Source organism: Roseovarius indicus (assembly GCF_008728195.1).
Taxonomy (GTDB): domain Bacteria; phylum Pseudomonadota; class Alphaproteobacteria; order Rhodobacterales; family Rhodobacteraceae; genus Roseovarius; species Roseovarius indicus.
Genome location: NZ_CP031598.1, coordinates 3,366,983 through 3,390,805 on the forward strand (window position 1 = coordinate 3,366,983; position 23,823 = coordinate 3,390,805).

23 protein-coding genes are annotated in these 23,823 nt (G+C 65.4%); 7 read left to right on the top strand and 16 right to left on the bottom strand.

All coding sequences use genetic code 11. The features are described from left to right. Nucleotides 1-164: 164 nt before the first annotated feature. The 4 genes from msrB to RIdsm_RS16070 form a co-directional block, all read right to left on the bottom strand. On the bottom strand, nucleotides 165-644 hold the full coding sequence (gene msrB / locus RIdsm_RS16055; RefSeq protein ID WP_057818563.1) for a peptide-methionine (R)-S-oxide reductase MsrB: 480 nt from the start codon (nucleotides 642-644) through the stop codon (nucleotides 165-167). A gap of 93 nt (nucleotides 645-737) precedes the next feature. Continuing rightward, nucleotides 738-1,292, bottom strand: coding sequence for a fasciclin domain-containing protein (locus RIdsm_RS16060; RefSeq protein WP_057818565.1), 555 nt, complete (start codon nucleotides 1,290-1,292; stop codon nucleotides 738-740). Between the two features lie 106 nt (nucleotides 1,293-1,398). Then, the gene (locus RIdsm_RS16065; protein WP_057818566.1) at nucleotides 1,399-2,097 is read right to left on the bottom strand and encodes an anti-sigma factor; all 699 of its coding nucleotides are present in this window, start codon (nucleotides 2,095-2,097) and stop codon (nucleotides 1,399-1,401) included. Beyond that, complete coding sequence (locus tag RIdsm_RS16070; RefSeq protein ID WP_057818569.1) at nucleotides 2,094-2,639, bottom strand: sigma-70 family RNA polymerase sigma factor; 546 nt, start codon at nucleotides 2,637-2,639, stop codon at nucleotides 2,094-2,096. The genes RIdsm_RS16065 and RIdsm_RS16070 overlap by 4 nt, the downstream gene beginning before the upstream one ends. 138 nt (nucleotides 2,640-2,777) lie before the next feature. Between RIdsm_RS16070 and cobS the strand changes: the two genes are divergently transcribed. After that, on the top strand, nucleotides 2,778-3,764 hold the full coding sequence (cobS, locus tag RIdsm_RS16075) for a cobaltochelatase subunit CobS (protein ID WP_057818571.1): 987 nt from the start codon (nucleotides 2,778-2,780) through the stop codon (nucleotides 3,762-3,764). A gap of 370 nt (nucleotides 3,765-4,134) precedes the next feature. On the opposite strand, the gene RIdsm_RS16080 is transcribed toward cobS, so the two are convergent. Further along, complete coding sequence (locus RIdsm_RS16080) at nucleotides 4,135-4,329, bottom strand: hypothetical protein (RefSeq protein ID WP_057818576.1); 195 nt, start codon at nucleotides 4,327-4,329, stop codon at nucleotides 4,135-4,137. Nucleotides 4,330-4,528: 199 nt separating this feature from the next. Between RIdsm_RS16080 and RIdsm_RS16085 the strand changes: the two genes are divergently transcribed. The 4 genes from RIdsm_RS16085 (at nucleotide 4,529) to RIdsm_RS16100 (ending at nucleotide 9,339) form a co-directional block, all read left to right on the top strand. Beyond that, nucleotides 4,529-4,936: a hypothetical protein gene (locus tag RIdsm_RS16085; RefSeq protein ID WP_057818578.1), complete on the top strand. Its 408-nt coding sequence runs from the start codon at nucleotides 4,529-4,531 to the stop codon at nucleotides 4,934-4,936. Nucleotides 4,937-5,035: 99 nt separating this feature from the next. Beyond that, a complete protein-coding gene (gene cobT, locus RIdsm_RS16090) occupies nucleotides 5,036-6,910 on the top strand; it encodes a cobaltochelatase subunit CobT (RefSeq protein ID WP_057818580.1) in 1,875 nt (624 codons plus the stop codon). Nucleotides 6,911-7,118: 208 nt separating this feature from the next. Next, nucleotides 7,119-8,918, top strand: a complete 1,800-nt coding sequence (locus RIdsm_RS16095; RefSeq protein WP_057818582.1) for an aminopeptidase P family protein — start codon at nucleotides 7,119-7,121, stop codon at nucleotides 8,916-8,918. 79 nt (nucleotides 8,919-8,997) lie between these two features. Continuing rightward, a complete protein-coding gene (locus RIdsm_RS16100; protein ID WP_057818584.1) occupies nucleotides 8,998-9,339 on the top strand; it encodes a DUF427 domain-containing protein in 342 nt (113 codons plus the stop codon). 35 nt (nucleotides 9,340-9,374) lie between these two features. Here RIdsm_RS16100 and RIdsm_RS16105 read toward each other — a convergent pair whose 3' ends face one another. Next, nucleotides 9,375-11,063 (bottom strand): chloride channel protein, encoded by a 1,689-nt coding sequence (locus tag RIdsm_RS16105; RefSeq protein ID WP_057818586.1) that lies wholly within the window; start codon nucleotides 11,061-11,063, stop codon nucleotides 9,375-9,377. A gap of 87 nt (nucleotides 11,064-11,150) precedes the next feature. Between RIdsm_RS16105 and RIdsm_RS16110 the strand changes: the two genes are divergently transcribed. Further along, entirely contained in the window at nucleotides 11,151-12,527 is a 1,377-nt protein-coding gene (locus RIdsm_RS16110; RefSeq protein ID WP_057818587.1) for an FAD-binding oxidoreductase, read from the top strand. 17 nt (nucleotides 12,528-12,544) lie between these two features. Next, complete coding sequence (locus RIdsm_RS16115; RefSeq protein WP_057818589.1) at nucleotides 12,545-13,330, top strand: dienelactone hydrolase family protein; 786 nt, start codon at nucleotides 12,545-12,547, stop codon at nucleotides 13,328-13,330. Here RIdsm_RS16115 and RIdsm_RS16120 read toward each other — a convergent pair. The 10 genes from RIdsm_RS16120 to RIdsm_RS16165 all read right to left on the bottom strand — a co-directional run bounded on the left by RIdsm_RS16120 (nucleotide 13,327) and on the right by RIdsm_RS16165 (nucleotide 23,820). Beyond that, nucleotides 13,327-13,641 (bottom strand): hypothetical protein, encoded by a 315-nt coding sequence (locus tag RIdsm_RS16120; RefSeq protein ID WP_143100314.1) that lies wholly within the window; start codon nucleotides 13,639-13,641, stop codon nucleotides 13,327-13,329. The genes RIdsm_RS16115 and RIdsm_RS16120 overlap by 4 nt on opposite strands. A gap of 82 nt (nucleotides 13,642-13,723) precedes the next feature. Continuing rightward, entirely contained in the window at nucleotides 13,724-15,373 is a 1,650-nt protein-coding gene (gene recN / locus RIdsm_RS16125; RefSeq protein WP_057818594.1) for a DNA repair protein RecN, read from the bottom strand. Between the two features lie 40 nt (nucleotides 15,374-15,413). Then, on the bottom strand, nucleotides 15,414-16,211 hold the full coding sequence (locus RIdsm_RS16130) for an outer membrane protein assembly factor BamD (protein WP_235607911.1): 798 nt from the start codon (nucleotides 16,209-16,211) through the stop codon (nucleotides 15,414-15,416). Between the two features lie 169 nt (nucleotides 16,212-16,380). Continuing rightward, the gene (lpxC, locus tag RIdsm_RS16135) at nucleotides 16,381-17,304 is read right to left on the bottom strand and encodes a UDP-3-O-acyl-N-acetylglucosamine deacetylase (RefSeq protein WP_057818598.1); all 924 of its coding nucleotides are present in this window, start codon (nucleotides 17,302-17,304) and stop codon (nucleotides 16,381-16,383) included. A gap of 218 nt (nucleotides 17,305-17,522) precedes the next feature. Continuing rightward, nucleotides 17,523-19,172, bottom strand: a complete 1,650-nt coding sequence (gene ftsZ / locus RIdsm_RS16140; RefSeq protein ID WP_057818600.1) for a cell division protein FtsZ — start codon at nucleotides 19,170-19,172, stop codon at nucleotides 17,523-17,525. Between the two features lie 173 nt (nucleotides 19,173-19,345). Beyond that, a complete protein-coding gene (gene ftsA / locus RIdsm_RS16145; RefSeq protein ID WP_057818602.1) occupies nucleotides 19,346-20,680 on the bottom strand; it encodes a cell division protein FtsA in 1,335 nt (444 codons plus the stop codon). Further along, nucleotides 20,677-21,552 (bottom strand): cell division protein FtsQ/DivIB, encoded by an 876-nt coding sequence (locus RIdsm_RS16150; RefSeq protein WP_057818605.1) that lies wholly within the window; start codon nucleotides 21,550-21,552, stop codon nucleotides 20,677-20,679. The genes ftsA and RIdsm_RS16150 overlap by 4 nt, the downstream gene beginning before the upstream one ends. Further along, nucleotides 21,540-22,418, bottom strand: a complete 879-nt coding sequence (locus tag RIdsm_RS16155) for a D-alanine--D-alanine ligase (protein ID WP_057818607.1) — start codon at nucleotides 22,416-22,418, stop codon at nucleotides 21,540-21,542. Before RIdsm_RS16155 ends, RIdsm_RS16150 begins: the two co-directional genes overlap by 13 nt. A gap of 95 nt (nucleotides 22,419-22,513) precedes the next feature. Next, on the bottom strand, nucleotides 22,514-23,446 hold the full coding sequence (gene murB / locus RIdsm_RS16160; protein ID WP_057818609.1) for a UDP-N-acetylmuramate dehydrogenase: 933 nt from the start codon (nucleotides 23,444-23,446) through the stop codon (nucleotides 22,514-22,516). 98 nt (nucleotides 23,447-23,544) lie between these two features. Beyond that, the gene (locus RIdsm_RS16165; protein WP_057818611.1) at nucleotides 23,545-23,820 is read right to left on the bottom strand and encodes a hypothetical protein; all 276 of its coding nucleotides are present in this window, start codon (nucleotides 23,818-23,820) and stop codon (nucleotides 23,545-23,547) included. Nucleotides 23,821-23,823: the final 3 nt, after the last annotated feature.

Sequence of the window (23,823 nt, forward strand, 5' to 3'; positions counted from 1 at the left end):
GGCCTGTCTTATTGCTGCTTTTCTGTTCGGATGCGCCCGGAAACGGGGCTTGTCGCCTCCGTTCGCGACCCGCAGGTCGGAAACGGGCCGCCGCCGCAGGCCCGAAACGAAAAACGGCCGCCCGAACCGGCGACCGTTGTCATGCTGTTGCGAAGGATGCGCCGTCAGGCCGGCTTGAACACCAGGCTCACGCCGTTCAGGCAGTGCCGCTTGCCGGTCGGCTGCGGGCCGTCGTTGAAGATATGGCCCAGGTGGCTGCCACAGCGGCGGCAATGCACCTCGGTACGCGGATAGATCAGCTTGAAGTCGCGCTTGGTTTCCACCGCGTTGTCCAGTGGCCGATAGAAGCTGGGCCAGCCCGTGCCGCTGTCGAATTTCGTGTCCGACGGGTAAAGCGCCAGGTCGCAGCCCCGGCAGTGATACGTGCCCTCGGAATACTGCTTGTCGAGCGGCGAGCTGCCGGCCGGCTCGGTCCCCTCCTGCCGCATGACCTTGTATTGCAGGTCGGTCAGCATCGACCGCCATTCTGCCTCGGTCCGGGTGACTTCGAAATTCCCCGAGGCCGAGCTCGCTTCGCCCATCGACGTCACCGCAACAGCCGTGCCGCCCATCAGGATCATGGTGATAAAGCCTCGGCGGTTCATGGGGTATCCTCCCTTTGGTCGTTGCCTGTCCAAAGATGCGGGTTGCAGGGCGGCACAGCAAGAGCGCCGCCCTGCACAATTCGGTGATCGGGCTCAGCCTTCGCCGGGCAGGATCACGGTGTCGACGACGTGAATCACGCCATTCGACTGATCGACATCGGCGATCGTCACGTTGATCGTCTGGCCGCGCTGGTCGGTCAGCATGATGTTGTCACCCTGGTACCGCGCTTCCAGCTCGCAGCCGCCGACGGTGGGCACGATGTGCATGCCGCCATCGTCGTCGACCATACCCTTGATGGCCGTCGACATCGCGTCAGCCGACACCACGTGGCAGGTCAGGATCTCGGTCAGCTTGTCCTTGTAGGCCGGCTGCATCAGCGCCTCGAGCGTCTCGGCCGGCAGCTTGTCAAAAGCCGCGTCGGTCGGCGCGAACACGGTGAACGGGCCTTCGCTGGACAGGGTGTCGACAAGACCGGCAGCCTTGACGGCCGCGACAAGGGTCTCGTGGTCGGCCGAGTTGACGGCGTTTTCCACGATGTTCTTGTCAGCATACATCGGCGCGCCCCCGACCATCGGGTTTTCGGCGAATGCTGCGGCGGCGCTCATGGTGGCAACGGCGGTAGCTGCGACAAGTGTCTTGTTGAACATTGTGTATCTCCTCTCTGTTGTAGCGGGCGTCATTGCCCGAAACATGCGACTACCCACGGCAGGCTCGCGGCAGGAGTTTCAGAGAGAAGGTTGAAAACGTACGATCTCACGCATCCGTGATCGCGCCGGTGGCCAGAACCTCGCCTGTTGGCGCCCCGGTCGGCGAGCCGCCTTCTGGTTCGTCGGAAATCGCCAACACCCCGCCGGACAAGGCGTTTTGCAGCTCCTGCGTCACGGTGAAGACGGCCCGGTCATCCTCCGGCAGCACGCCGAGAGAGACCGGCGCGTTGTCCCCGGCAATCAGCCAGAGCTCCAGCGATCGGCCGGGCGCAGCCGCGCCGGAAAGCCGTTCGAGATACAGTTCGGCGGCGTCGGCATCATAGGCTGCCTCGATCACGAGGCTCCGGTCTTCGGCGGCAATCTCGGCCGTATAGGCCGGCGCCTCCGGCGGTACCGGGCCCTGGTCGAGAAAATCGGAGGACACGAACAGCAGCACGGCCAGAACGGCCGCAGCCAGGCCGGTCAGGCCGAAACGCTGCCAAAGTCCCGGGCGGCCCTCGCGCTCGCTCGATCCGAAGAGGCGCATCTCGACCCGCTCCAGCACGTCGTCCGGCGGAGAAACCGGGTCGACCTCGTCCGCGAACCCCGAGAATTCCTCGGCCCAGATGGCGCAAAGCCGCCGCAGGCCGGGCTCGGTTGCAAGGCGCGCCTCGAACGCCGCCGCCTCATCCGGAGACAGCAGATCGAGGATGTACTCCCCTGCAAGAACGACGTCGTCGTTCGGGTCTGACGCTGTGCCGCTCATCGAGACAGGCACTCCCTCAGTTTCAACAGGCTGCGTCGCAGCCAGGTTCGCATCGTGTTGAGCGGCACGTTGTACCGCTCTGCCAGTTCGGCGTATGTGTCGCCGTCCAGGTAGGCACGCCGGACAGCGTCGGCATGACGCTGGTCCAGCTCGCCGAAACAGCCATCCAGCCGGTCCCTTTCGGACGACTGAATCGCCATTGTCTCCGGCCCCGGCGCAGGATCGGCCAGAGTGGCGGTCAGAAGATCACCGCTGGTCGAGTGTCGGGCCCGCCGTTTCCGGTCGATGGCCGCGTTGCGGGCGATGGAAATGAGCCATGTCATCGGGCTCAGGCCATTGGCGCGGTATCGGTCGGCGTTGTTCCAGACCTTCACGTAAACGTCCTGTAGAACGTCTTCCGCCTCGGCCCGGTCATCCAAGACACGCAGAACCACACCGAAGAGTTTCGCCGATGTTCGGGAGTAGACATTGCGGAACGCCGCCCGGTCTTTCAGGGCCATTCGCGCAATCAGATCCTCGATTTCCTGAAGCTCAGACGACATCACTCACCAACTCGTTTCGACCTACGGTAAGGCAGATCACTGACACGTCCAGCAAAACTTCCCCTACCCCTTGCCCTTTCCGGCTTTATGTTGCACCACGTTGCGAAATGCACGACCCGAACCCAGAGGACCCGAACCATGGCGGATGGAACCATTGACACGAATGCCAAGCCGACCGAGGAGATCTCGGTTCGTGACGTGTTCGGCATCGACACGGATATGGTCGTACGGGGCTTTTCCGAGCGCACCGACCGCGTACCCGAGCTTGACACCACCTACAAGTTCGACCCCGACACGACCCTGGCGATCCTCGCCGGCTTCTCCCATAACCGCCGGGTGATGATCCAAGGCTACCACGGCACCGGCAAATCGACCCATATCGAACAGGTCGCGGCCCGCCTCAACTGGCCCGCCGTGCGCGTCAACCTCGACAGCCACATCAGCCGGATCGACCTGATCGGCAAGGACGCCATCAAGCTGCGCGACGGCAAGCAGGTGACCGAATTCCACGAGGGCATCCTGCCCTGGGCGCTGCGCAACCCCGTCGCCATCGTCTTCGACGAGTACGACGCCGGCCGCGCCGACGTGATGTTCGTCATCCAGCGCGTGCTGGAACATGACGGCAAGCTGACACTCCTCGACCAGAACGAGATCATCACGCCCCATCCCTGCTTCCGCCTCTTCGCGACGTCGAACACGGTGGGCCTGGGCGACACCACGGGCCTCTACCACGGGGTCCAGCAGATCAACCAGGCACAGATGGACCGCTGGTCGATGGTCGCGACGCTGAACTATCTCAGCCACGACGCCGAGACCAACATCGTTCTCGCCAAGAACCCGCTCTTCAACACCAAGGATGGCCGCCAGCAGGTCAGCCAGATGGTGACAGTGGCCGACCTGACCCGCACCGCCTTCATGAACGGCGACCTCTCGACGGTCATGAGCCCGCGGACGGTGATCAACTGGGCACAGAACACCCACATCTTCCGCGACGTGGGCTATGCCTTCCGCCTGACCTTCCTCAACAAGTGCGACGAGCTCGAACGCCAGACCGTGGCCGAGTTCTACCAGCGCTGCTTCGACGAGGAACTGCCGGAAAGCGCGGCCAGCGTCAGCCTGGGGTGATCGCCGGGCGGCTTATCGTTGCAGGCTTGGCTGGAGCGATCTGGCCATTCCCGACCTTGGGGGAAGAGCCCTCCAAGGTCGAAATACGCGAAGCCCTGGCATTTTGCGGCGACATATATCGGCGCGCTGCGGAAGCGATCGATGACGGCCCTCGCAAAGACGCGTTTCGCGCAAATGCGGCACTGCTTGAGAAAGCTGTGGAGGGGTGGGCAGGCCTACCCTCGCGCGGCGTTTCCGAAGCCGATATGAACACCGCGCTTGATGGCGGGTCCGCGTCGCTTCCCCGTCCCGAAACGACGGGGGACTGCGACACGCTTTTCACTCCAGAAAACTGATCATATCGGGTCTCGACCCGACCGGCGACCGAACGTCATCCTTTGCCCGGCCCGACGGTTGTTTCGAGCGCTTCTATCCGCGCATCCAGATCATGAGAGTGGCCAGCCATCAGGGTCAAAATATGCGTCACCCCGTCGATGCGCGTATCGACGTCATCGAACCGGTCCGAAATCTCGCGTCGCATTTCCTGCAAAAGCTTGATCGTGTGATTATCCGCGTCGTCTGCCATTCTGGCTGCTCCTGAATTGCTTCAAATTGTAGTCCGCCTCCATCAGCATTGCAATCTCAGGGCTAAGAATGCGTAAACGTCCAATCGCTTCATTGACCCGGTGTATCTGCTTCTCACCCGCCAAACGCATCCGCAACAGTCGCTCATCTTGTATATCCACCGTATTGACAGGGTATATACATATTCATAATCTTGTCACATGAGGCAAAAAACGATCACCCCGGCGGTGGTGGCGTTTCTGACAATGACAGGCATCTCCTCCGCCACTGCGGGCACGCTTTCCCCGATGGAACAGGCTCAGGCCTTCGCCACATGCGCCGGCCGGCTTCAGGCCCTCGCCACGCGGCAGGGCGCCGTCCACGACCCCCAATCCTTGGAAACCCGCCAGAAACAATACGGCTTCGAGGATCTGCTCGACGCGCTTCTGCCCCATGTCTCGGAGACGGGAATTGATGCCAGCGCCACCAAGCGCTGGCGCGCCTATGGCTGGACGGAAATCGCAGGCCTCCTCAGCCGGGCCCAGTACCACCAGGATGACCACCGCGCCCGAAGCGCCCGCGCCGACATGGCCCGCCGGATCGACACCTGCACCCGCATGATCCTCTAAACCCCGCCTGCCCCGGAATCGCATCGCCCCCACTGGTCAATCCGGTGCAATCCCACTAGGTTGCTCCTGACCACGAACACGATGCGTAAGGCGCGCTTAATGGCACAGTCCGACAACCCTGCCGATCCCTTCAAGAAGGCGCTGGCCGAGGCGACCAAGGTGCTCGCCGACAACCCCGAGCTTTCGGTGACCTATTCCGTCGATCCGGCCGGCCTGACGGGCGAGGCGATGCGCCTGCCCCAGATCAGCCGCCGCATGACCAAGGACGAGGTCCTTCAGGCCCGCGGCACTGCCGACGCGCTGGCATTGCGGCACAAGTTCCACGATTCCAGCGTCTCGGCGCGCTACACCCCCGCGGGCGAGATGGCGCGCGAGCTCTATGACGCGATGGAATCGGCCCGGTGCGAGGCGATGGGCGCGCGTGAGATGCCCGGCACGGCCGGCAACATCGACGCCAAGATCGGCGCCGAGGCCCTGCGCCGCGGCTATGACCAGATCAAGGACCCGTCCGAGGCTCCCCTGCCCGTCGCGGCGGGCTACCTCATCCGCCACCTCGCCACCGGCCGCACCCTGCCGCGCGCCGCCGACAACGTCATGCAGCTCTGGCAGGGCTTCATCGAGGATCACGCCGGCGGCACGCTCGACGACCTGCAGGCCAAGCTGGCCGACCAGACCGAGTTCGCCCGCTTCTCCCGCCAGATCATCAAGGATCTGGGATATGGCGACCAACTGGGCGACGACCCCGACGCGCCCGATGACGAGGATCAGGACGAGGCCGATCAGGAAGCGCAGGAAGAGGAACAGCCCGACAGCACCGGCCAGGACGAGAGCGACGAGGATCAGGCCGACGCCGACCCCGAGCAAAGCCAGGAAGAACAGCAGGACGATGCCCAGGCCCAGGTCAGCATGGACGACATGGCCGACGAGGAGATGGGCGACGAAACCGAGATGCCCGAGGGCGAGGCCCCGCTCGAGCCCCCGGCACCGCAACCCTATTCCGAGGCCGATCCGGCATATGCCGTCTACTCCACCAATTTCGACGAGGAGATCGCGGCCGAAGACCTTGCCGAGCCGGTCGAGCTCGAGCGCCTGCGCGCCTATCTCGACCAGCAGCTCGAACCGCTCAAGGGCGCCGTCTCGCGGCTCGCCAACAAGCTGCAGCGCCGGCTTCAGGCGCAACAGAACCGCTCGTGGGAGTTCGACCGCGAGGAAGGCATCCTCGACGCCGGCCGGCTGGCCCGCGTGGTCGCCAACCCGACGACACCGCTCTCGTTCAAGATCGAAAAGGACATGGAGTTCCGCGACACCGTCGTGACACTCCTGCTCGACAATTCCGGCTCCATGCGTGGCCGCCCGATCTCGATCGCCGCGATCTGCGCCGACGTGCTGTCGAAAACGCTGGAACGCTGCCAGGTGAAGGTCGAGATCCTCGGCTTCACCACCCGCGCGTGGAAAGGCGGGCAATCGCGCGAGACGTGGCTGAACGAAGGCCGCCCGCAACTGCCCGGCCGCCTCAACGACCTGCGCCACATCATCTACAAGTCCGCCGACGCCCCCATGCGCCGGACCCGCAACAATCTCGGGCTGATGATGAAGGAAGGGCTGCTGAAAGAGAATATCGACGGCGAGGCGCTCGAATGGGCCCACCGCCGCATCGTCAACCGCCGCGAACAGCGCAAGATCCTGATGGTGATCTCGGATGGCGCGCCGGTCGATGACAGCACCCTGTCTGTGAACCCGGCAAACTATCTCGAAAAGCACCTGCGCGACGTGATCGCCATGGTCGAGAAGCGCAAGCAGGTCGAACTGCTCGCCATCGGCATCGGCCACGACGTGACGCGCTACTACGACCGCGCGGTCACCATCACCGATGCCGACCAGTTGGCCGGCGCCATGACGGAACAGCTTGCCGCGCTCTTCGACAGCGACCCGCGCGCCCGAGCCCGCGTCATGGGGATCAAGAAGGCCAGCTGACGGCGCCCGGCCTCACGGTCGGATGCCTCCGGCGGGAATATTTAGGGCAAGATGAAGCCTGGCGCGGTGCCCGCCTTCATCTTGCCTGAAATACTCATATCCCGCACCTTTCCTTCCATGCGCCGTGGCGGCAGGGGATTACCGCATTGATCTTGCCCTGCCCCTCCCTTAGCAATGTCAAGCTGACGCAATCGCCCGGGGGCCGATCATGTTCCAGAGCTTTCAAGACACCGCCAGCCCTGAACAGGGGCCGCCGCGCCTCGCCGCCCTGCGCGAGGCGATGGCCGCCGATGGGCTGGCCGGGTTCCTCGTGCCCCGCGCCGACGCGCATCAGGGCGAATACGTGGCCCCCTGCGACGATCGGCTGGCGTGGCTGACGGGCTTCACCGGTTCGGCGGGCTTCTGCGTCGCGCTGCAGGACGTCGCGGGCGTGTTCGTCGACGGGCGCTACCGCGCGCAAGTCAAGACCCAGGTCGATACCAGCCATTTCACCCCGGTCGACTGGCCCGAGGTCAAACCCGCTCAATGGCTCAAGGACAACCTGGACGGCGGCGAAATAGGCTTCGACGCCTGGCTCTATACCCCCGAACAGATCGAGACGCTCGAAAAGGGCCTGGCCGGCAGCAACATCACCCTGCGCCCCTGCGCCAACCTCATCGACAGCATCTGGCCCGACCGGCCCGCCCCGCCGCAGGGCGCCATCCGCATCTATCCAGAAGAACTGGCAGGCGAGAGCCATGGCGAGAAGCGCGCCCGCCTCGCCGCCGATCTGAAGGCGGCCGGACAGGAAGCCGCCATGCTCACCCTGCCCGATTCGATCGCCTGGCTGCTCAACATCCGCGGCAGTGACATCCCCCGCAACCCGGTGCCGCATGCCTTCGCCGTGCTGCACGACACCGGCCAACTGACACTCTATGTCGACGCCGCGAAACTCGATGACGAGCTGCGTGCGCATCTGGGCGATGACGTCCTGATCCGCCCCGCCAATGCCTTCGGCCCGGGCCTCAATAGCCTTACCGGCCCGGTACGGCTCGACAAGTCGAGCGTGCCGCTCTGGGTCGCCAGGCAGTTGGAAGAGGCCGCCGTGCCGCTCGTCTGGGGCGACGACCCGTGCATCCTGCCCAAGGCCCGCAAGACCGAAGCCGAGATCGCCGCCACCCGCACCGCCCATATCCGCGACGGCGCCGCGCTCTGCCAGTTCCTCGCGTGGTACGACGACCAGCCCGCCGGCACGATCACCGAGATCGACGTGGTCACCAGGCTCGAGGGCGAACGCCGCGCCACCAACGAATTGCTCGATATCAGCTTCGACACCATCGCGGGCTCCGGCCCCCACGGGGCGTTGGCCCATTACCGGGTGACCGAGAAAACCAACCGCACGCTTCAAGACGGCGATCTGCTGGTGCTCGACGGTGGCGGGCAGTATCTCGACGGAACCACCGACATCACCCGTACCCTGCCCGTGGGCAAGCCCGGTGCCGACGAGCGCGCGGCGTTCACCCGCGTCTTGCAGGGCATGATCGCGATGAGCCGCGTACGCTGGCCCAAGGGGCTCGCGGGCCGCGACCTCGACGTGCTGGCGCGCTACCCGCTTTGGCTCGCCGATCAGGATTACGCCCATGGCACCGGCCACGGCGTTGGCGTGCACCTTTGCGTGCATGAAGGGCCACAGCGCCTGTCACGCGCCGGCGAAGTGCCGCTGGAGCCCGGCATGATCGTCTCGAACGAACCGGGCTACTACCGCGAGGGCGCCTTCGGCATCCGCATCGAGAATCTCGTTGTCGTGACCGAGGCCGAGAGGCTCCCGGGCGGTGACCAGTCCGGCAAACTGTGTTTCGAGACGATCAGTTTCGTGCCCATCGACCGGCGCCTGATCGAGACCGCGATGCTGACCGAGGCCGAGCGCGCATGGCTCGACACCTACCATGCCGAGTGCCGCGAAAAGATCGGACCACGGCTGACCGGCGCCGCGCGCGCGTGGCTCGAAGCCGCAACCGCACCCCTGTGACACATTGGTGTCACACGGGCCGGGCAAATCGGTATAAGAGACCGGAAGACAAAGGGAACATCGGGGAGGGAGTAACGACATGACCACAATCAAGATCCGCAAGGCCGAAGGCACCTGGACCGTTCGCGCAGGCGGCGCCATCCTCGTGGAAAGCCGCAACGCGCTGGTGCTCAGCGAAGACGGCCATACCGACGTGATCTATTTCCCCCGTGGCGATATCGCGATGGCCTTCCTCGACGAGACCGACCACACCACCCATTGCCCGCACAAGGGGGATGCCAGCTATTATTCCATCGTCACCAAAAGCCAGACCCTGAAGAACGCGGCCTGGAGCTATGACGACCCGAAACCGGACGTCGATCGCATCAGGGATCATATCGCCTTCTATTCCAGCGCCGACGTGACGGTCGAGCGTATCTGATACGTCCAGCGCGGCGCCGGGATAGGCGCCGCGTCCTAGCTGTGCTCTTCCTTCGATACCGCCGCCAGCGCGCGGTTGTAGGTCTTGAGCGCATCGACATGAAAGAGCGCGCCCAGAAGATCGGGCGGCTCGCCCTCCCCCTTCAGCGTCACCACCGGCACGAACGGCACCGCGGCACGCTCGAACACCGCCATCGCCGCCTCGAGCGTGGCCGACCCGTCGACATAGATGCCATCGCCGATCAGCTCCCAGCAACGGTCCTCCGGCGCGGCCTTCTCCGCCCCTTTCGGCCGCATCACATTTGACACCAGGTACATCGACAGCAGGTAGGCCTGCGGCCCCGCCGCCACCTGAACGCCGCGCCGTTCCAGCTGGGTCAGGAAGAACGAGCGCCGCACCAGGTTCGAGCCAAGCGCCGTCGACATCGACACCGCCACCATCACCGCCAGCCCTGTCTGCCAGTCGCCCGTCAGCTCGAACACGATCAGCGTCGTCGAAATCGGCGCCCCCAGCACCGCCGCGGCCACCGCCCCCATGCCCGCCAGGGCATAGAGCGTCGATGACCCCGACACTTCCGGGAAAAGGCCCGTGGCGATCAGCCCGAAGCTCAGCCCGGTCAGCGCGCCCACCATCAGCGAGGGCGAGAACACGCCGCCGCCCATCCGCCCGCCAAGCGTGATCGACACCGCCACCACCTTAAGCACCGCAAAAATCATGGCCTCGTGCAGCACCAACTGCCCGGTCAGCGCCAGCGACGTCGTCTCGTATCCGACCCCGATGATATGCGGGAACCAGATCGCCAGCAGCCCCAGCAGAGCCCCCGACACGGCCGGTCGAAGCCATCGCGGCATCCTCGTGCGCAACTGGACATAGCTCGCCATGTCCTCGGCAAAGAGGATCGCATGCATCAGCGCCGTCGCCACCAGCCCGCAGACCAGCCCGAGGATCAGGAAGGCGGGCAATTCGACATAGAATTCCAGCACACTGGCCATCGGCAGGGAAAACTCGGTCACGTCGCCGAATTCCAGCCGATTGATCACCGTTCCCGCCACCGAGGCAATGACGATCGGGGCAAAGGCATGCAGCGCGAAATGCCGAAGTACCACCTCCAGCGCGAACAGGGCCCCGGCGATGGGCGCGTTGAACGACGCCGACACCGCCGCCGCCACCGCGCATCCCAGCAGGTCGCGCCCGGTGATCCCGTCGGCATTGATCCTATTACTGACCCAGGACGAGATCACGCCGGCCAGGTGCACCACCGGCCCTTCCCGCCCGCTCGACCCGCCGGTGCCCAGCGTGATGATCGACGCCGCCGCCGAGGCCAGCCCCTCGCGCCCCTCGACCCGGCCCTCCTGCAAGGCCGCGCCCTCGATCACGTCCGAGACCGAACGCACGCGCCCGTCCGGCGTGAACCGGTGCAGGATGAACCCCACGACCAGACCGCCAAGGATCGGCACGATCATGACCCAGTACCACGGCAAGACCTGCGCCGCGCTGTGCACATGCGCCATATCCCGCGCGCTGTAGACCAACGTCTGCAGCGCATCGATTCCCCGCCGGAACAGCAGGGCGGCAAACCCCGCGGCGATTCCGATCGCCAGCGCGATCAGCCAGAACTGAAACTGGCTCGGGCCCCGGTCGAGCAGCACCCGCCAGCCGTTCTTCATGGCCATCGTCGCTGCGTTCAGTTTGACACTCAGGAAATGCCGGGATGATTGTGTCATGCCGGACGACAATCCCGCATCGCCCGCGCTTTCCCCCACGTGCCGCTTCGACTAGTCTTGGCACTTGAACGTGGGAAAGGGCTTTGCATGACTATCCAGGCTGCGATCGGCGACTTGTCCACCTTATTAGGACAACGTCTGACGTGCTCCAAGGGTGAACTCGCCCAGCATGGCCAATCGGAAACCCACTTCCCCATCTCGCCCCCCGATGCTGTCGCCTATCCCGAGACCACCGAAGAGGTCGCGAGCGTCCTGAAAATCTGCGCCGAGCACCATTGCCCGGTTGTCGGCTGGGGCACAGGCACCTCGCTCGAGGGGCAGGCCCAGGCGTTCCAGGGCGGCGTCTGCGTCGACTTCGCGCGCATGAACAAGGTACTCGAGATTTCGCAGGAAGACATGCATGTCCGCGTTCAGCCCGGCGTCACCCGCCAGGCCCTGAACGAGGAGTTGCGCGCCACCGGTCTCTTCTTCCCCGTCGATCCCGGCGCCAACGCCTCGATCGGCGGCATGGCCTCGACCCGCGCCAGCGGCACGACGGCCGTGCGCTACGGCACGATGCGCGACAACGTCATGGCGCTCGAGGTGGTCACCGCAAAGGGAGAGGTCATCCGCACCGGCAGCGCCGCCCGCAAAAGCTCGGCCGGCTACGACCTGACCGGGCTCTTCGTGGGCTCCGAGGGCACCTTGGGCCTCATCACCGAACTGACCCTGCGCCTTCAGGGCATCCCCGAGGCCATTTCCTCGGCCGTCTGCGCCTTTCCCGAGGTCGATCAGGCGGTGAACTGCGTGATCGACACCATCCAGATGGGTATCCCCGTCGCCCGAATCGAACTGGTCGACATCGACAGCGTCCGGGCGGTGAACGTCTATTCCGGCATGACCCTGCCCCCGAAACCCCACCTCCTGCTCGAATTCCACGGCTCCGACACCGGCGTCGCCGAACAGGCCGAAACCTTCGGCGCCATCGCAGAGGAACATGGCGGATCCGGCTTCGACTGGGCCACCAAGCCCGAAGACCGCAACGCACTCTGGACGATGCGGCACAATGCCTATCACGCCATCATCGCTTCCCGGCCCGGCTGCCGCGCGGTGGTCACCGATGTCTGCGTGCCCATATCGCGGCTGGCCGAGGCGGTCGAAACCTGCCGTGCCGACCTCAAGGCGCATGACGTCAACGGGCCGATTCTCGGCCATGTGGGCGACGGCAACTTCCACGCCATCCTGATGTTCGACCCCGACGATGCCGACGAGAAACAGCGCGTGCTCGACGCCTCCAGGCGGCTGGTCGACCTCGCGCTGTCGCTGGGCGGCACCTCGACCGGCGAACATGGCATCGGCATCGGCAAGCTGGGCTACATGTCGCGCGAGCACGGCCCCGCATGGTCGGTCATGGGCGCGATCAAGACCGCGCTCGACCCTGACAACATCATGAACCCCGGCAAGCTCGTGCCGCCGCGCAACTGATCGCCGAAGGCCTCGCCATGCTCCTCCGCCTCGCCGCCCTGCTCGCCTGCCTTGCTGGCCCCGCGCTTGCCGAAAGCGTCAGCTTCCCCGCCGACAGCCAGTACGAGGGCGCACCGGTCACGCTCGACGCCACCCTGCAAGGGCCCTCCGGGCCCGGCCCCCACCCTGCCGTCATCCTGATGCATGGCTGCGGCGGGCTTCAGCCGGCGGTGGCCGAGGCGCTCGACATCCATGCCAAGGCGCTCAATGACGCGGGTTTCGTCACCCTCGTTCTCGACAGCTTCGGCCCCCGCGGTATCGGCGGCGGCCATGTCTGCGAAACCTACGAACGCCTTCGCAGGGCCCGCAGCTATCGCATGCAGGACGCGCATGACGCCAAGGCCTTCCTCTTGAGCCAACCCCAAGTCGACGGCGCCAACATCTTCGTCATGGGACAGTCGAATGGCGGCAGCGTCACCATCCGCCTGTCACAGCGCGACACGCGCGAATTCCGCGCGCTCGCCGCCTATTACCCGTGGTGCGGCGCCTTCAACCGGCTGGGGGCGAAGGCCGAACTGACCACGCCCCTCATCGTCTTCGGCGGCGCCGCCGATGACTGGGTGCCGCCCGACGACTGCACCACGATTACCGCCGAGGGCGCCGATTATGCCGTGCATGTCTACCCCGGCGCCGCCCACAGCTTCGACCTGCAGATCCCCGAGCAGACCTTTCAGGGCCACCTCGTCGGCAACAACCCCGAGGCCGAAACCGACAGCCGCGCGAAGATGATCGCCTTCTTCAAAAGCCACCTTGTCGGGCCCTAGGCCATTCGCCGCAAGAGCGGCATCAGCCCGAACCCGACCTGCCCCGCCAATCCGACCGCGCCCGGCAATGTCGCGTAATGCGCCAGGTGGGCTGCCACCGGCTGGCCGAATACCGTGACTGCCAGCAGCATCTCGGCCGCCAACAACAGCGCAAAGCCAACACCCCCCATGACGGCGCGTGCCAGACCAGTCGCAGGCACCGCTAACCGCGCCACCAGCCCCCCGGCCAACACCCAGGAAAGCCCCAGCATTACCGGCAATTCCAGCAGCACCGCCGCCAGCTCCCCGATCCGCGGGAGCACCACAAGCACGCGAAACGTCCCAAGCACAAAGCCAGCCACAAACACCAGAAAGAAGTAAACCGCTCCGGCAGGAACAGCCCGGCGCATCGCCCTAGCCCGCCATCAGGGCCTCGGCCGCCGCGCGCGCCTCGGCGGTGACCGTGTCGCCCGACAGCATCCGCGCGATCTCGTCGACCCGTTCCGACCCGGCCAGCGGCGCCACCGTCGACAGCGTCTGCTCACCCTCCACGCGCTTGGCCACCTGCCAGTGATGCGCGGCACGGGCCGCCACCTGGGGCGAGTGCGTCACCACCAGCACCTGCCCCTGATCGGCCAGCCGCGCCAGCCGCCGACCCACGGCATCCGCCGTGGCCCCGCCGACACCCCGGTCGATCTCGTCGAAAATCATCGTGACCGAGCTGTCATCGCCCGTCAGGCAGACCTTCAGCGCCAGAAGAAACCGGCTCAGCTCCCCGCCCGAGGCGATCTTGTTCAGCGGCCCGGCCGGCGCCCCGGGGTTGGTGGCGACCGTGAAGGTCACCCCGTCCTGCCCGTCGGGGCCCGCCTCGACCGTGTCGATCTTGGTCTCGAACGCCGCCCGCTCCATCTTCAGCGGCGCCAGCTCGTTGCTCATCGCCTTGTCGAGCCGCGCCGCCGCCTCCTTGCGCGAGGCGCTCAGCTTGTCCGCCGCGGCGCCATACGCCTCTTCCGCCTTCGTCACCGCGCTCCGCAGCGCCGCGATATCCGCATCGCCCTGCTCCACGGCATTCAACCTAGTCCGCAGGTCATCCGTGAAGCCCGCAAGCTCATCCGCCATCACGCCATGTTTCCGCGCCAGCGCCCGGATCGCGAACAGCCGCTCCTCGGCCTCTTCCAGCTCGGTCGGGTTGAAACTCAGCGCATCCAGGAACCGCCCCACGCCAGAGGCCGCCTCGTCCAGTTCCACCATCGCCCGGCCAATCGCGGCCATCGGCTCGTCAAGTTCCCCCTCGGCACTGTCCGACACACCTTCGAGCCAGCGCAGCGCATCACCCGCAGCCCCCTCGGCGCCCTCGTGCCCCAAGGCCGCCTGCGCCTTCGCCACGTCCTCGCGAATCCGTTCAGCCGCTTGCATCATCCGGCGGCGGCGGTCCAGTTCCTCTTCCTCGCCAGGCTCCGGCGACAGCTTGTCCAGCTCGCCCACCGCATGCCGCAGAAAATCCTCGTCGGCCCGCGCCTTCTCCAGCGCCGCCTCGGCCTCGTCCAAGGCCACCCGCGCCTCGCGCATCTCGCGCCACGCCTGCCGCACCGCACCGCGCCCGGCCTCGAGCCCACCATATTCGTCCAGCAAAGCCCGATGCCCGCGTGGGTTCAGCAACCCCCGGTCATCCTGCTGCCCGTGCAACTCCACCAGCGTATCCGACAGCTGCCGCAGCACCTCCCCCGAACAGCGCCGGTCATTCACATAGGCCGTCTTGCGCCCATCGCGCGAATTCACCCGCCGCAACAGAAGCGTATCGTCCTCGGGCAACCCGGCTTCGGCCAGAACCGCCCGCGCCGGATGCCCCGGCGCAAGGTCGAACTCCGCCATCACCTCGCCCTGGTCGGCCCCCTGCCGCACCAGCTCGGCCCGCCCGCGCCAGCCCAGCACGAAGCCGAGCGAATCCAGTAGGATGGATTTACCCGCGCCGGTTTCCCCGGTCAGCACGTTCAACCCCGGCTGAAACTCCAGCTCGAGGTGATCGATGATAAGGATGTCGCGAATATCAAGTGCGCGCAGCATCTGGCCAACCCGTCAGACGGGTGGGTCTCCCCACCCCGTTTTACAGCCAACGCCCCTGGATCATCTGGCGATACACCTTCCGCAGCCAGTTGTCGCCCACCGCTTCCAGCGTCAGGCCCCGACCGGTCAACAGCTTGTAGCTGTCCTCGTACCATTCGGTGCCACGGAAGTTGTAGCCAAGGATCGCCCCCGCGGTCCGCGCCTCGTCGGTCAGACCAAGCGACAAGTACGCCTCGACCAGCCGGTGCAACGCCTCGGCGGTGTGAGTCGTCGTCTGGAAATCCTCGACCACCACGCGGAACCGGTTGATCGCCGCGGTGAAGTGGCTGCGTCTCAGATAGTAGCGGCCCACCTCCATTTCCTTCGATGCAAGGTGATCGAAGGCGAGGTCGAACTTCAGAACCGCCGACTTGGCATATTCGCTGTCAGGATAGCGCTCGATGACCGTCCGCAGCGATTGCAGCGCCTGGAAGGTCAGGCCCTGGTCGCGGCCGACTTCGTCGATCTGGTCGTAGTAGCTCAGCGCCAACAGGTACTGGGCATAGGCCGCATCCTCGTCCGTCGGGTAGAAATCGACGTAACGCTGCGCCGCCGAGCGGCTGTTCTCGTAATCCTTGGCTTCGTGATAGGCATAGGCCTGCATGATCACGGCCCGCTTGGCCCATTCCGAATACGGGTACAGCCGTTCGACCTCGGCAAAGACACTTGCGGCAAGGTCCGGGTTGTTCCGCGCGAGGTCGTATTCGCCCCGCTCGAAGATCTGCTCGGCCGTGTAGTTTTCGTAATTCGCGTCCCCACGCTCAACGCTGTCAGCGCCGGAGCAGCCCGACAATGCCATACCTGCCACCAGAATGCCTGCCAGACCGGTACGAAATTTGGCCGATGTCATGATGCTAGAACTCACCCAGTTGCAAAAAATTGGCCGGACCAAATCCGGCGGTCGGCCTTGGTCCTAGCACATAAATCCGTGATGCAAAATCACTTTGGCGCCTTTCGGCACCGCCTTCTCAGGCGACTTCGGGAATTTCCCGAAGATGCACGCCGGCGCCCGGCAGACGGGCGCCCATTTCCGCGTCGCATTCCACCACTTCAAAGGCCTCCGGGTCGGCGAAAAGCGCCCTGAGAAGGTCATTCGTCAGGGCATGGCCCGCACGGGCGCCCTGGTAGTGGCCAAGGATCGGAAGGCCGGCAAGGCCAAGGTCGCCAAGCGCATCGAGCATCTTGTGGCGCACCGGTTCGTCGGCATGGCGCAGGCCGCCCGGGCAAATCACCCGGTCACCGTCGAACACCACGGCGTTGACGCCGGGGGTCCCCCCCTGCGCCAGCCCGTTCGCCAGCATTGCATCCACATCCGCCTGACGGCAGAAGGTGCGGCTGTTCGACAACTCGCGCACGAAGCTGCCATTCGACATGTTCAGCGTCTTCTTCTGGCTGCCGATGGCGGTGTCCTCGAAATCGATGCTGAATTCGATCAGCAGCGTCTCGTGCGGCACCAGCCGCGCGGTCGCGTCACCGCGACGCACCTCGACCGGCTTCACGATACGGATCGCCTTCACCGGCGCGTCCGAGCTCCGGATGCCTTTCGACAGGATACCCCGCACGAAAACCGAGGCGCTGCCATCCATGATCGGCACTTCCGGGCCGCTCACCTCGACGAGGGCATTGTGGATGCCACAGCCCACCAGGGCGGCCATGATGTGTTCGACCGTCGAAAGCTCGACACCGTGCCGGTTGACGATGCGCGTGCAAAGCGGCGACTGCAGCACCTGGTCCCACAGGGCGGGAATGTCGTTCTGCCCGAGCGCACAGTCCGTGCGGCGGAAAACGATGCCGCATTCCGGGCCGGCCGGCTTGATCGTCACCCGCGCCGGCAGGCCGGAATGCAGGCCGACGCCGGAGAAGGAAACAGCGGTTTTGATCGTATTCTGCAAGGTTGACCTCGATGATCAGGTTCGGGCAGTTCGTGTTACAATTTTGTCTAATTATGGGGCCGGCGATTAACAACTCAATCTTTGCAACGTCCTGAAACATCCCGGAAAGGGCTTTGGCAAGATTCCGCTCACCCGACTCGGCAAACCGGTCAAACCGCTGAAAACAAAGAAAAAGGGCCGTTAAAAACGGCCCTTTTCCTGCGTGATTTTTCGCTTGTTCAGTTGGCCTGGCGGCGCAGAAAAGCGGGAATTTCGATCTGGTCATCTTCGTCTTCATAGGCGTCTTCCTGGGGCGCCTGACGGGATTGAACCGGCGGTTGCTGGCGGGCGGGCCGTGCACCGCCCTGCGCACCTTCGCTGCCGCTGCCGGTCATCCGGTTGATCAGGGAGTTGATGCCGAAGCGCGATTTCTCGCCGCTGGCGGCAGCTTCCCGCGGAGCGGCCGGCTCTGCAGCGCGCGGTTGCGGCTGCTGGCCCGGGCTGCGGCCGACGGCGGCCTGCAGGCGGGCCATCGCGTCGGGCGACGGCTCACCCAGCGACGGGCCGCGCGGCGCGACGAACGTCTCGCGCATGTCGTCTTCCTCGGCAGCGACCGGCGCTTCCGGCTCGGGCGCAGGCTGATAGGCCGGCGCGGGCAGACCGTCGTCATCCGTCGCCACGTCCTCGTCGGATCCGAAGACATTGTCGTACTGGTCGTCAGCCGCGGCGCTCTGCGCATCGAAGCTGTTGAACAGCGTCGGTTCCGGCTCGGCCTGTGCGGCAGGCGCCGGCTGTTCCGACATGGCGGCCACTTGCGGCATGTCCTCGGCGGCGGGCGCCTCGGGCTCGACCATCTGCTCACGTGCCGGTTTCAGCGGCTCCGCCAGCGAGCGGCGCGGCACCGGGATATCGGTATGCACGTTGCTGGCGTCGATACCGGTGGCAACCACGCTCACGCGCATCATGCCTTCCATCGACGGATCCAGCGTCGAGCCGACGATGATGTTGGCGTCGGCGTCCACTTCCTCGCGGATGCGGTTCGCGGCCTCGTCCAGTTCGAACAGGGTCAGGTCGTGCCCGCCGGTGATGTTGATCAGAACGCCCTTCGCACCCTGCAGGCTGATTTCGTCCAGCAGCGGGTTGGCGATGGCCTTCTCGGCGGCCTGGATAGCGCGATCTTCGCCATCGTCCTCGCCCGTTCCCATCATCGCCTTGCCCATCTCGTCCATCACGGCGCGGACGTCGGCAAAGTCGAGGTTGATCAGGCCGGGGCGCACCATCAGGTCGGTTACGCCCTTTACGCCTTGGTAAAGAACGTCGTCGGCCATCGAGAACGCCTCGGTGAACGTGGTCTTCTCGTTGGCCAGCCGGAACAGGTTCTGGTTCGGAATGATGATCAGCGTGTCGACGACCTTCTGCAGCGCGTCCACGCCGTCCTCGGCCTGCTTCATCCGCTTGCCGCCCTCGAACTGGAACGGCTTGGTCACGACGCCCACGGTCAGCACGCCCAGTTCTCGGGCGGCCTGCGCGATGATCGGCGCGGCGCCGGTGCCGGTGCCCCCGCCCATGCCGGCGGTGATGAAGCACATATGCGCGCCGGCCAGGTGGTCGACGATCTGTTCGATATTCTCCTCGGCGGCAGCGGCCCCGATCGCGGCCTTGGCACCCGCGCCCAGACCCTCGGTCACCTTCACGCCCAGCTGGATGCGGTTTTCGGCGTTCGACTGGCTCAGCGCCTGCGCATCCGTGTTGGCGACGACGAAATCAACCCCTTCGAGTTGCTTCTCGATCATGTTGTTGACCGCATTGCCGCCGGCCCCGCCGACCCCGAAAACGGTGATCCGGGGTTTCAATTCTTCCTGACCTGGCATCGTGAGGTTCAATGTCATTAGCTCTGTCCGCCTGCTGTTTTGCCCGTATGCCGGGCTTTTTCCGCCTATATTTCACCGATCTTAACGATGCTTGGGCTTTTCGTCACCCAAAAAACACCGGAAAAACACAAAATATGGCTGATTTATTTGGCCGAAACGCGGGATTTCGCCGATTCAGCCACATCTTGCGGTTACCAGTTGTCCTTGAACCATTTTACGGCTCGTTTCAACGACCGGGCCGGGTAGCGATCGACCGGAATCTCGAAATCCCACCACTCGTCCTGCGGGTTGGCCGCGAAAAGGCACATGCCCACGGCGCTGGCAAAGCCCGGCCCCGTCGCCGCCTGCGGCAGACCGTGCACCCGCAGCGGCCGGCCAAGCCGCACCTGCTGTCCGAGAATGCGGCTCGCCAGACCATCGAGACCCGGAATCTGGCTCCCCCCGCCGGTCAGCACGATCTGCTGGCTCGGCAGGTAGCTGAATCCGGCCGCATCCAGCCTGGCCCGCACCTCTTCGAGGATCTCCTCGATCCGCGGTCGCATGATGCCGATCAGCTCGGCCCGTGAAATCTTGCGGCGGTCGTGTTCCCAATCGCCCGTCTCGCCGCCGATCTCGATCACCTCGCGGTCATCCATGCCGGTGGCCACGGCCCCGCCGTAGAAGGTCTTGATCCGCTCGGCGACCGTCTTGGGCACCTGAAGCCCCATCGAGATGTCGCCGGTGACGTGTTCGCCGCCGATCCGCACGCTGTCGGCATAGATCATGTGCTTCTTGATGAAGATCGAGATACCGGCACTGCCGCCGCCCAGATCGATACAGGCCGCGCCCAGCTCCTGCTCGTCCTCGACCAGCGCCGAGATCCCCGACACATAGGATGACGAGGCCAGCCCCGCCAGTTCCAGGTCGCACCGCTTCACGCAATGCGCAAGGTTCTGGATCGCCGCCGCATCGACGGTCAGCATGTGCATGTCGGTCGACAGCGCCTGCCCCATCTGGCCACGTGGGTCCGACAGGCCCGAGCGATGGTCGAGCGCGAAATTCACCGGCTGGGCGTGCAGCACCTCGCGCCCCTCGCCGTAATCCGGCACCTCGCAGGCCGACAGCACCCGGCTGATATCCTGCTCGCTCACCGTGTTGGTCTCGAGCTCCACCTGCCCCGCCAGCCCGTAAGACCGCGGGCTGGCCCCCGAGAAACAGGCGATCACGTGATCCACCCGGATATTCGCCATCTTCTGCGCCGCCTGAAGCGCGGTGCGGATGGCGCGCTCCGTCTCCTGCATCGCGGCGATCTCGCCGAAGCGCACTCCGCGCGACCGTGTCGTCGCGGCGCCGATCACCCGGAACCCCGCCTGCCCGGCCAAGGCGCCGATGCCGTCCTGATCCTGCAACCGTTCGGTGCCGTCGAAACGCAGCACGAGGCAGGCGATCTTCGAGGTGCCCACGTCCAGCACGGCGACAACGCCCCGCTGAATGGCCGCCTTGCGCATGTTCCGCATTGCCCGTTGGGAATCGTAAAGCTCGATCATTGGTTATCTGTCCCTGCCATCATCTCGGTTACGCGCCACCATTCTTCGAGGGCGTGCTCGTTCATTCTTACGGTCGGCCGTTCCGCCAGGCGCATGTCGACAACGACCACGTCGCGCTCGAGCATGTCCTGCACCTCGTCCAGCACGATCACCCGCTCCAGCGCCCGCACCGGGTTTTCATCTGGCAACAGGATCCGTTGCCCGCGGTCGAGAACCACGTCCCACCGCCGCTCGCCCATCCGCACCAGGCCCTTGACCCGGTCGCCCAGCGGCGCCGCCGCCTGCAGGATCGAAAGCGCGCCCGGCACATCCTTGTCGCCACCCTTGCCTGCGATCACCGGCAGGTCCGAGCGGTCGAGGCGCGAGGAGATCTCGGCCACCACGTAGCCCTGCTTGTCGACAAGCCCCAGCCCGTCCCAGGTGCGCCAAACGGCCACCGGCTCGCGCTCGGTCACCTTCGCCACCAGAACCCCGCCCTGCCGCACACGCACGCTGGCCTCGGCCACGGCGGGCAGACCCACGATCATGTTGCGCACATGCTCAAGGTCGATATCGAAGGAACTCGCCGGAAAATCGAAGGGAAAGATCTCGCGGATATCCTCTTCCACGTTGGCGCTTGCGCCCTCGATCGACAGTTCCGTGACCATGAATTCCGGCCGCGTCTCGATCTGCTTGCGCAGGTCGGCAAAGGTGGCCTGGATCGCGGCCTGCCTGTCGTCGTCCGACAGGTAGATGGTCGCCACGGAAAAGGTCAGGCAGAACGGCACGCCCACCCGCAGCAGAATGCGGAATAGCGGCGTCAGCATCAGCCGCTGCATCCGGTAGGTCAGCCGCGACGGTGCGGGGTCATTTCGGGTCGTCACCTGTTGCACGACGCATCCTCCACCAGCCAGCGGCACAGCTCCGGGAACGAAATCCCCACCTTCTGCGCCTGCTCGGGCGACAGCGAGGTGGGCGTCATGCCCGGCTGCGTATTGGTTTCCAGAAGCACGAGACCGTCGAGCCCCCTGCTTTCGTCCCAGCGAAAATCGGTCCGGCTGAGCCCGCGACAGCCCAGAATGTTATGCGCCCGCATCGCATAGTCCATGCAGGCATCGAAGATCTCCTGCGGCACCTGCGCCGGCACCTCGTGACGCGACCCGCCCTCGGCATATTTCGCGTGATAGTCGTACCAGCCCTCGGTGATGATATCCGTCACCGTCAGCGCCCGGTCGCCCATCACCGACGTCGTCAGCTCCCGGCCCGCCACGTATTGCTCGACCATCACCTGCTCGGGCATGTCGTCCGACAATTGCGGCGGCGTGTTCGCGGCCTCGCGCACGAGATACACCCCGACGGAAGACCCCTCGTTGTTCGGCTTGACCACGTAGGGCGGCTCCATCACGTGCCGCCGCTTCACTTCCTTGGCCGGCGCGATGATGCTGTCGACCACCGGCAACCCGGCGGCGACATAAGCCGCCTTGGTCTTCTGCTTGTCCATCGCCAGCGCCGAGGCCAGCACGCCCGAATGGGTATAGGGGATCTGCAGCCATTCCAGCATCCCCTGCACACAGCCGTCCTCGCCCCACCGGCCATGCAGCGCGTTGAAGACGACATCGGGGGAAATCTCGGCCAAACGCTCGGAAAGATCGCGGCCGGCATCGACCTCGATCACGTTACATTCCGCTTCCCGCAACGCGGCGGCGCATTCCCGCCCTGTCGACAGCGAGACCTCTCGCTCGGCCGACGGGCCGCCCATGATTACCGCCACTTTCGGGGGTGTCCTGCTCGACATACCCACCTTGGTGCCTCAATGTCCCGAACCGTTCTTCGGCTCTCTTATTTCTAACCGCCTTATTGGCTATCCGGGGCCGGTTCGCCGACCCTCATGATTTCCCAATGTAACTCTATTCCGCTGGATTGAAAAACCTTTTTTCGCACGTCCTCGCCCAAACCTTCCAGATCGGCGGCCGTGGCCTCCCCGGTGTTGATCAGGAAGTTCGAATGTTTCTCGCTCATCTGCGCCCCACCGCGCCGCGCCCCGCGCATCCCGGCGTCGTCGATCACTTTCCACGCCTTGAGGTCGTGCACGTCATCCGCGCGGCCCGTGCTGGAAAACCCGGCGGGGTTGCGAAAGGTCGAGCCGGCGGTCCTGTCCTTTGTGGGCTGGGTTTCGTCGCGCTTCTTCAACTGGGCGGCCATCCGCGCATGCAACTCTTCGGGGTCCCCCGTCGGCCCTTCGAACACCGCCTCGGTGATCACCCAGCCCTCGGGAAGATCGGTCTGCCGGTAGCGGAAATTCAGGTCCTCGGCGGTCAGCGTCACCACCTCGCCCGCCCGCGTCACCGCCTGTGCCTTTACGAACACATCCGCGGTATAGGTGCCGTAACAGCCGGCATTCATCCGCACGGCCCCGCCGACGGCGCCCGGAATGGTCCGCAAAAACGTCAGGTCGACGCCACCGTCCGCCGCCTTCCGCGCCACATGCGCATCGAGCGCGGCGGCCCCCGCCGTCACCCGGTTGCCCTCGACCTCGATCCCGTTGAACCCCCGGCCCATCCGGACAACCACGGCCCGCAAGCCCCCGTCGCGCACGATCAGGTTGCTGCCCACCCCCATCGGGAACACCGCCACCTCCGGGTCGAGCGCCGCAAGGAACGCCGCCAGATCCTCGGTATCCGCAGGCTGGAACAGGAAATCCGCCGGGCCGCCCACGCGCAGCCAGGTCAGGTCGGAGAGCGGGCGATCGGGGGTCAGTTTCCCGCGGGGTGTCGGCATATCTGTCATGGAAATCCTGCTACTGGCCCGCGCGCATCGCCGCAAGCCCCTAGCTGCCGCCCGGCCGCGCCACAGGCTTTCACAGGATCAGCCCCGCCGAGCCGGCCTCACTCCTGCACGGCCGTCCGCCGCGTCTGCCACCAGCCGATGCCACTGCCCACCAGCAGCCCGAGGATACCCGGCGCGCACATCAGCATGGCAACGATCGCGTACCCGAGCCCGTCCCAGCCCGAAAGCTGCCGGCCCTTCCAGATGGCCCATGCCATCACCACCGCCAGCACAAAAACCAGAACAGCCACCACCAAACCGCGCCCGCCACGCAGCAGCAGCACGGCGGCAATCAGCGGAAGAACGAAGCACAGCAGCGGTATGAGGTAGACCATGCA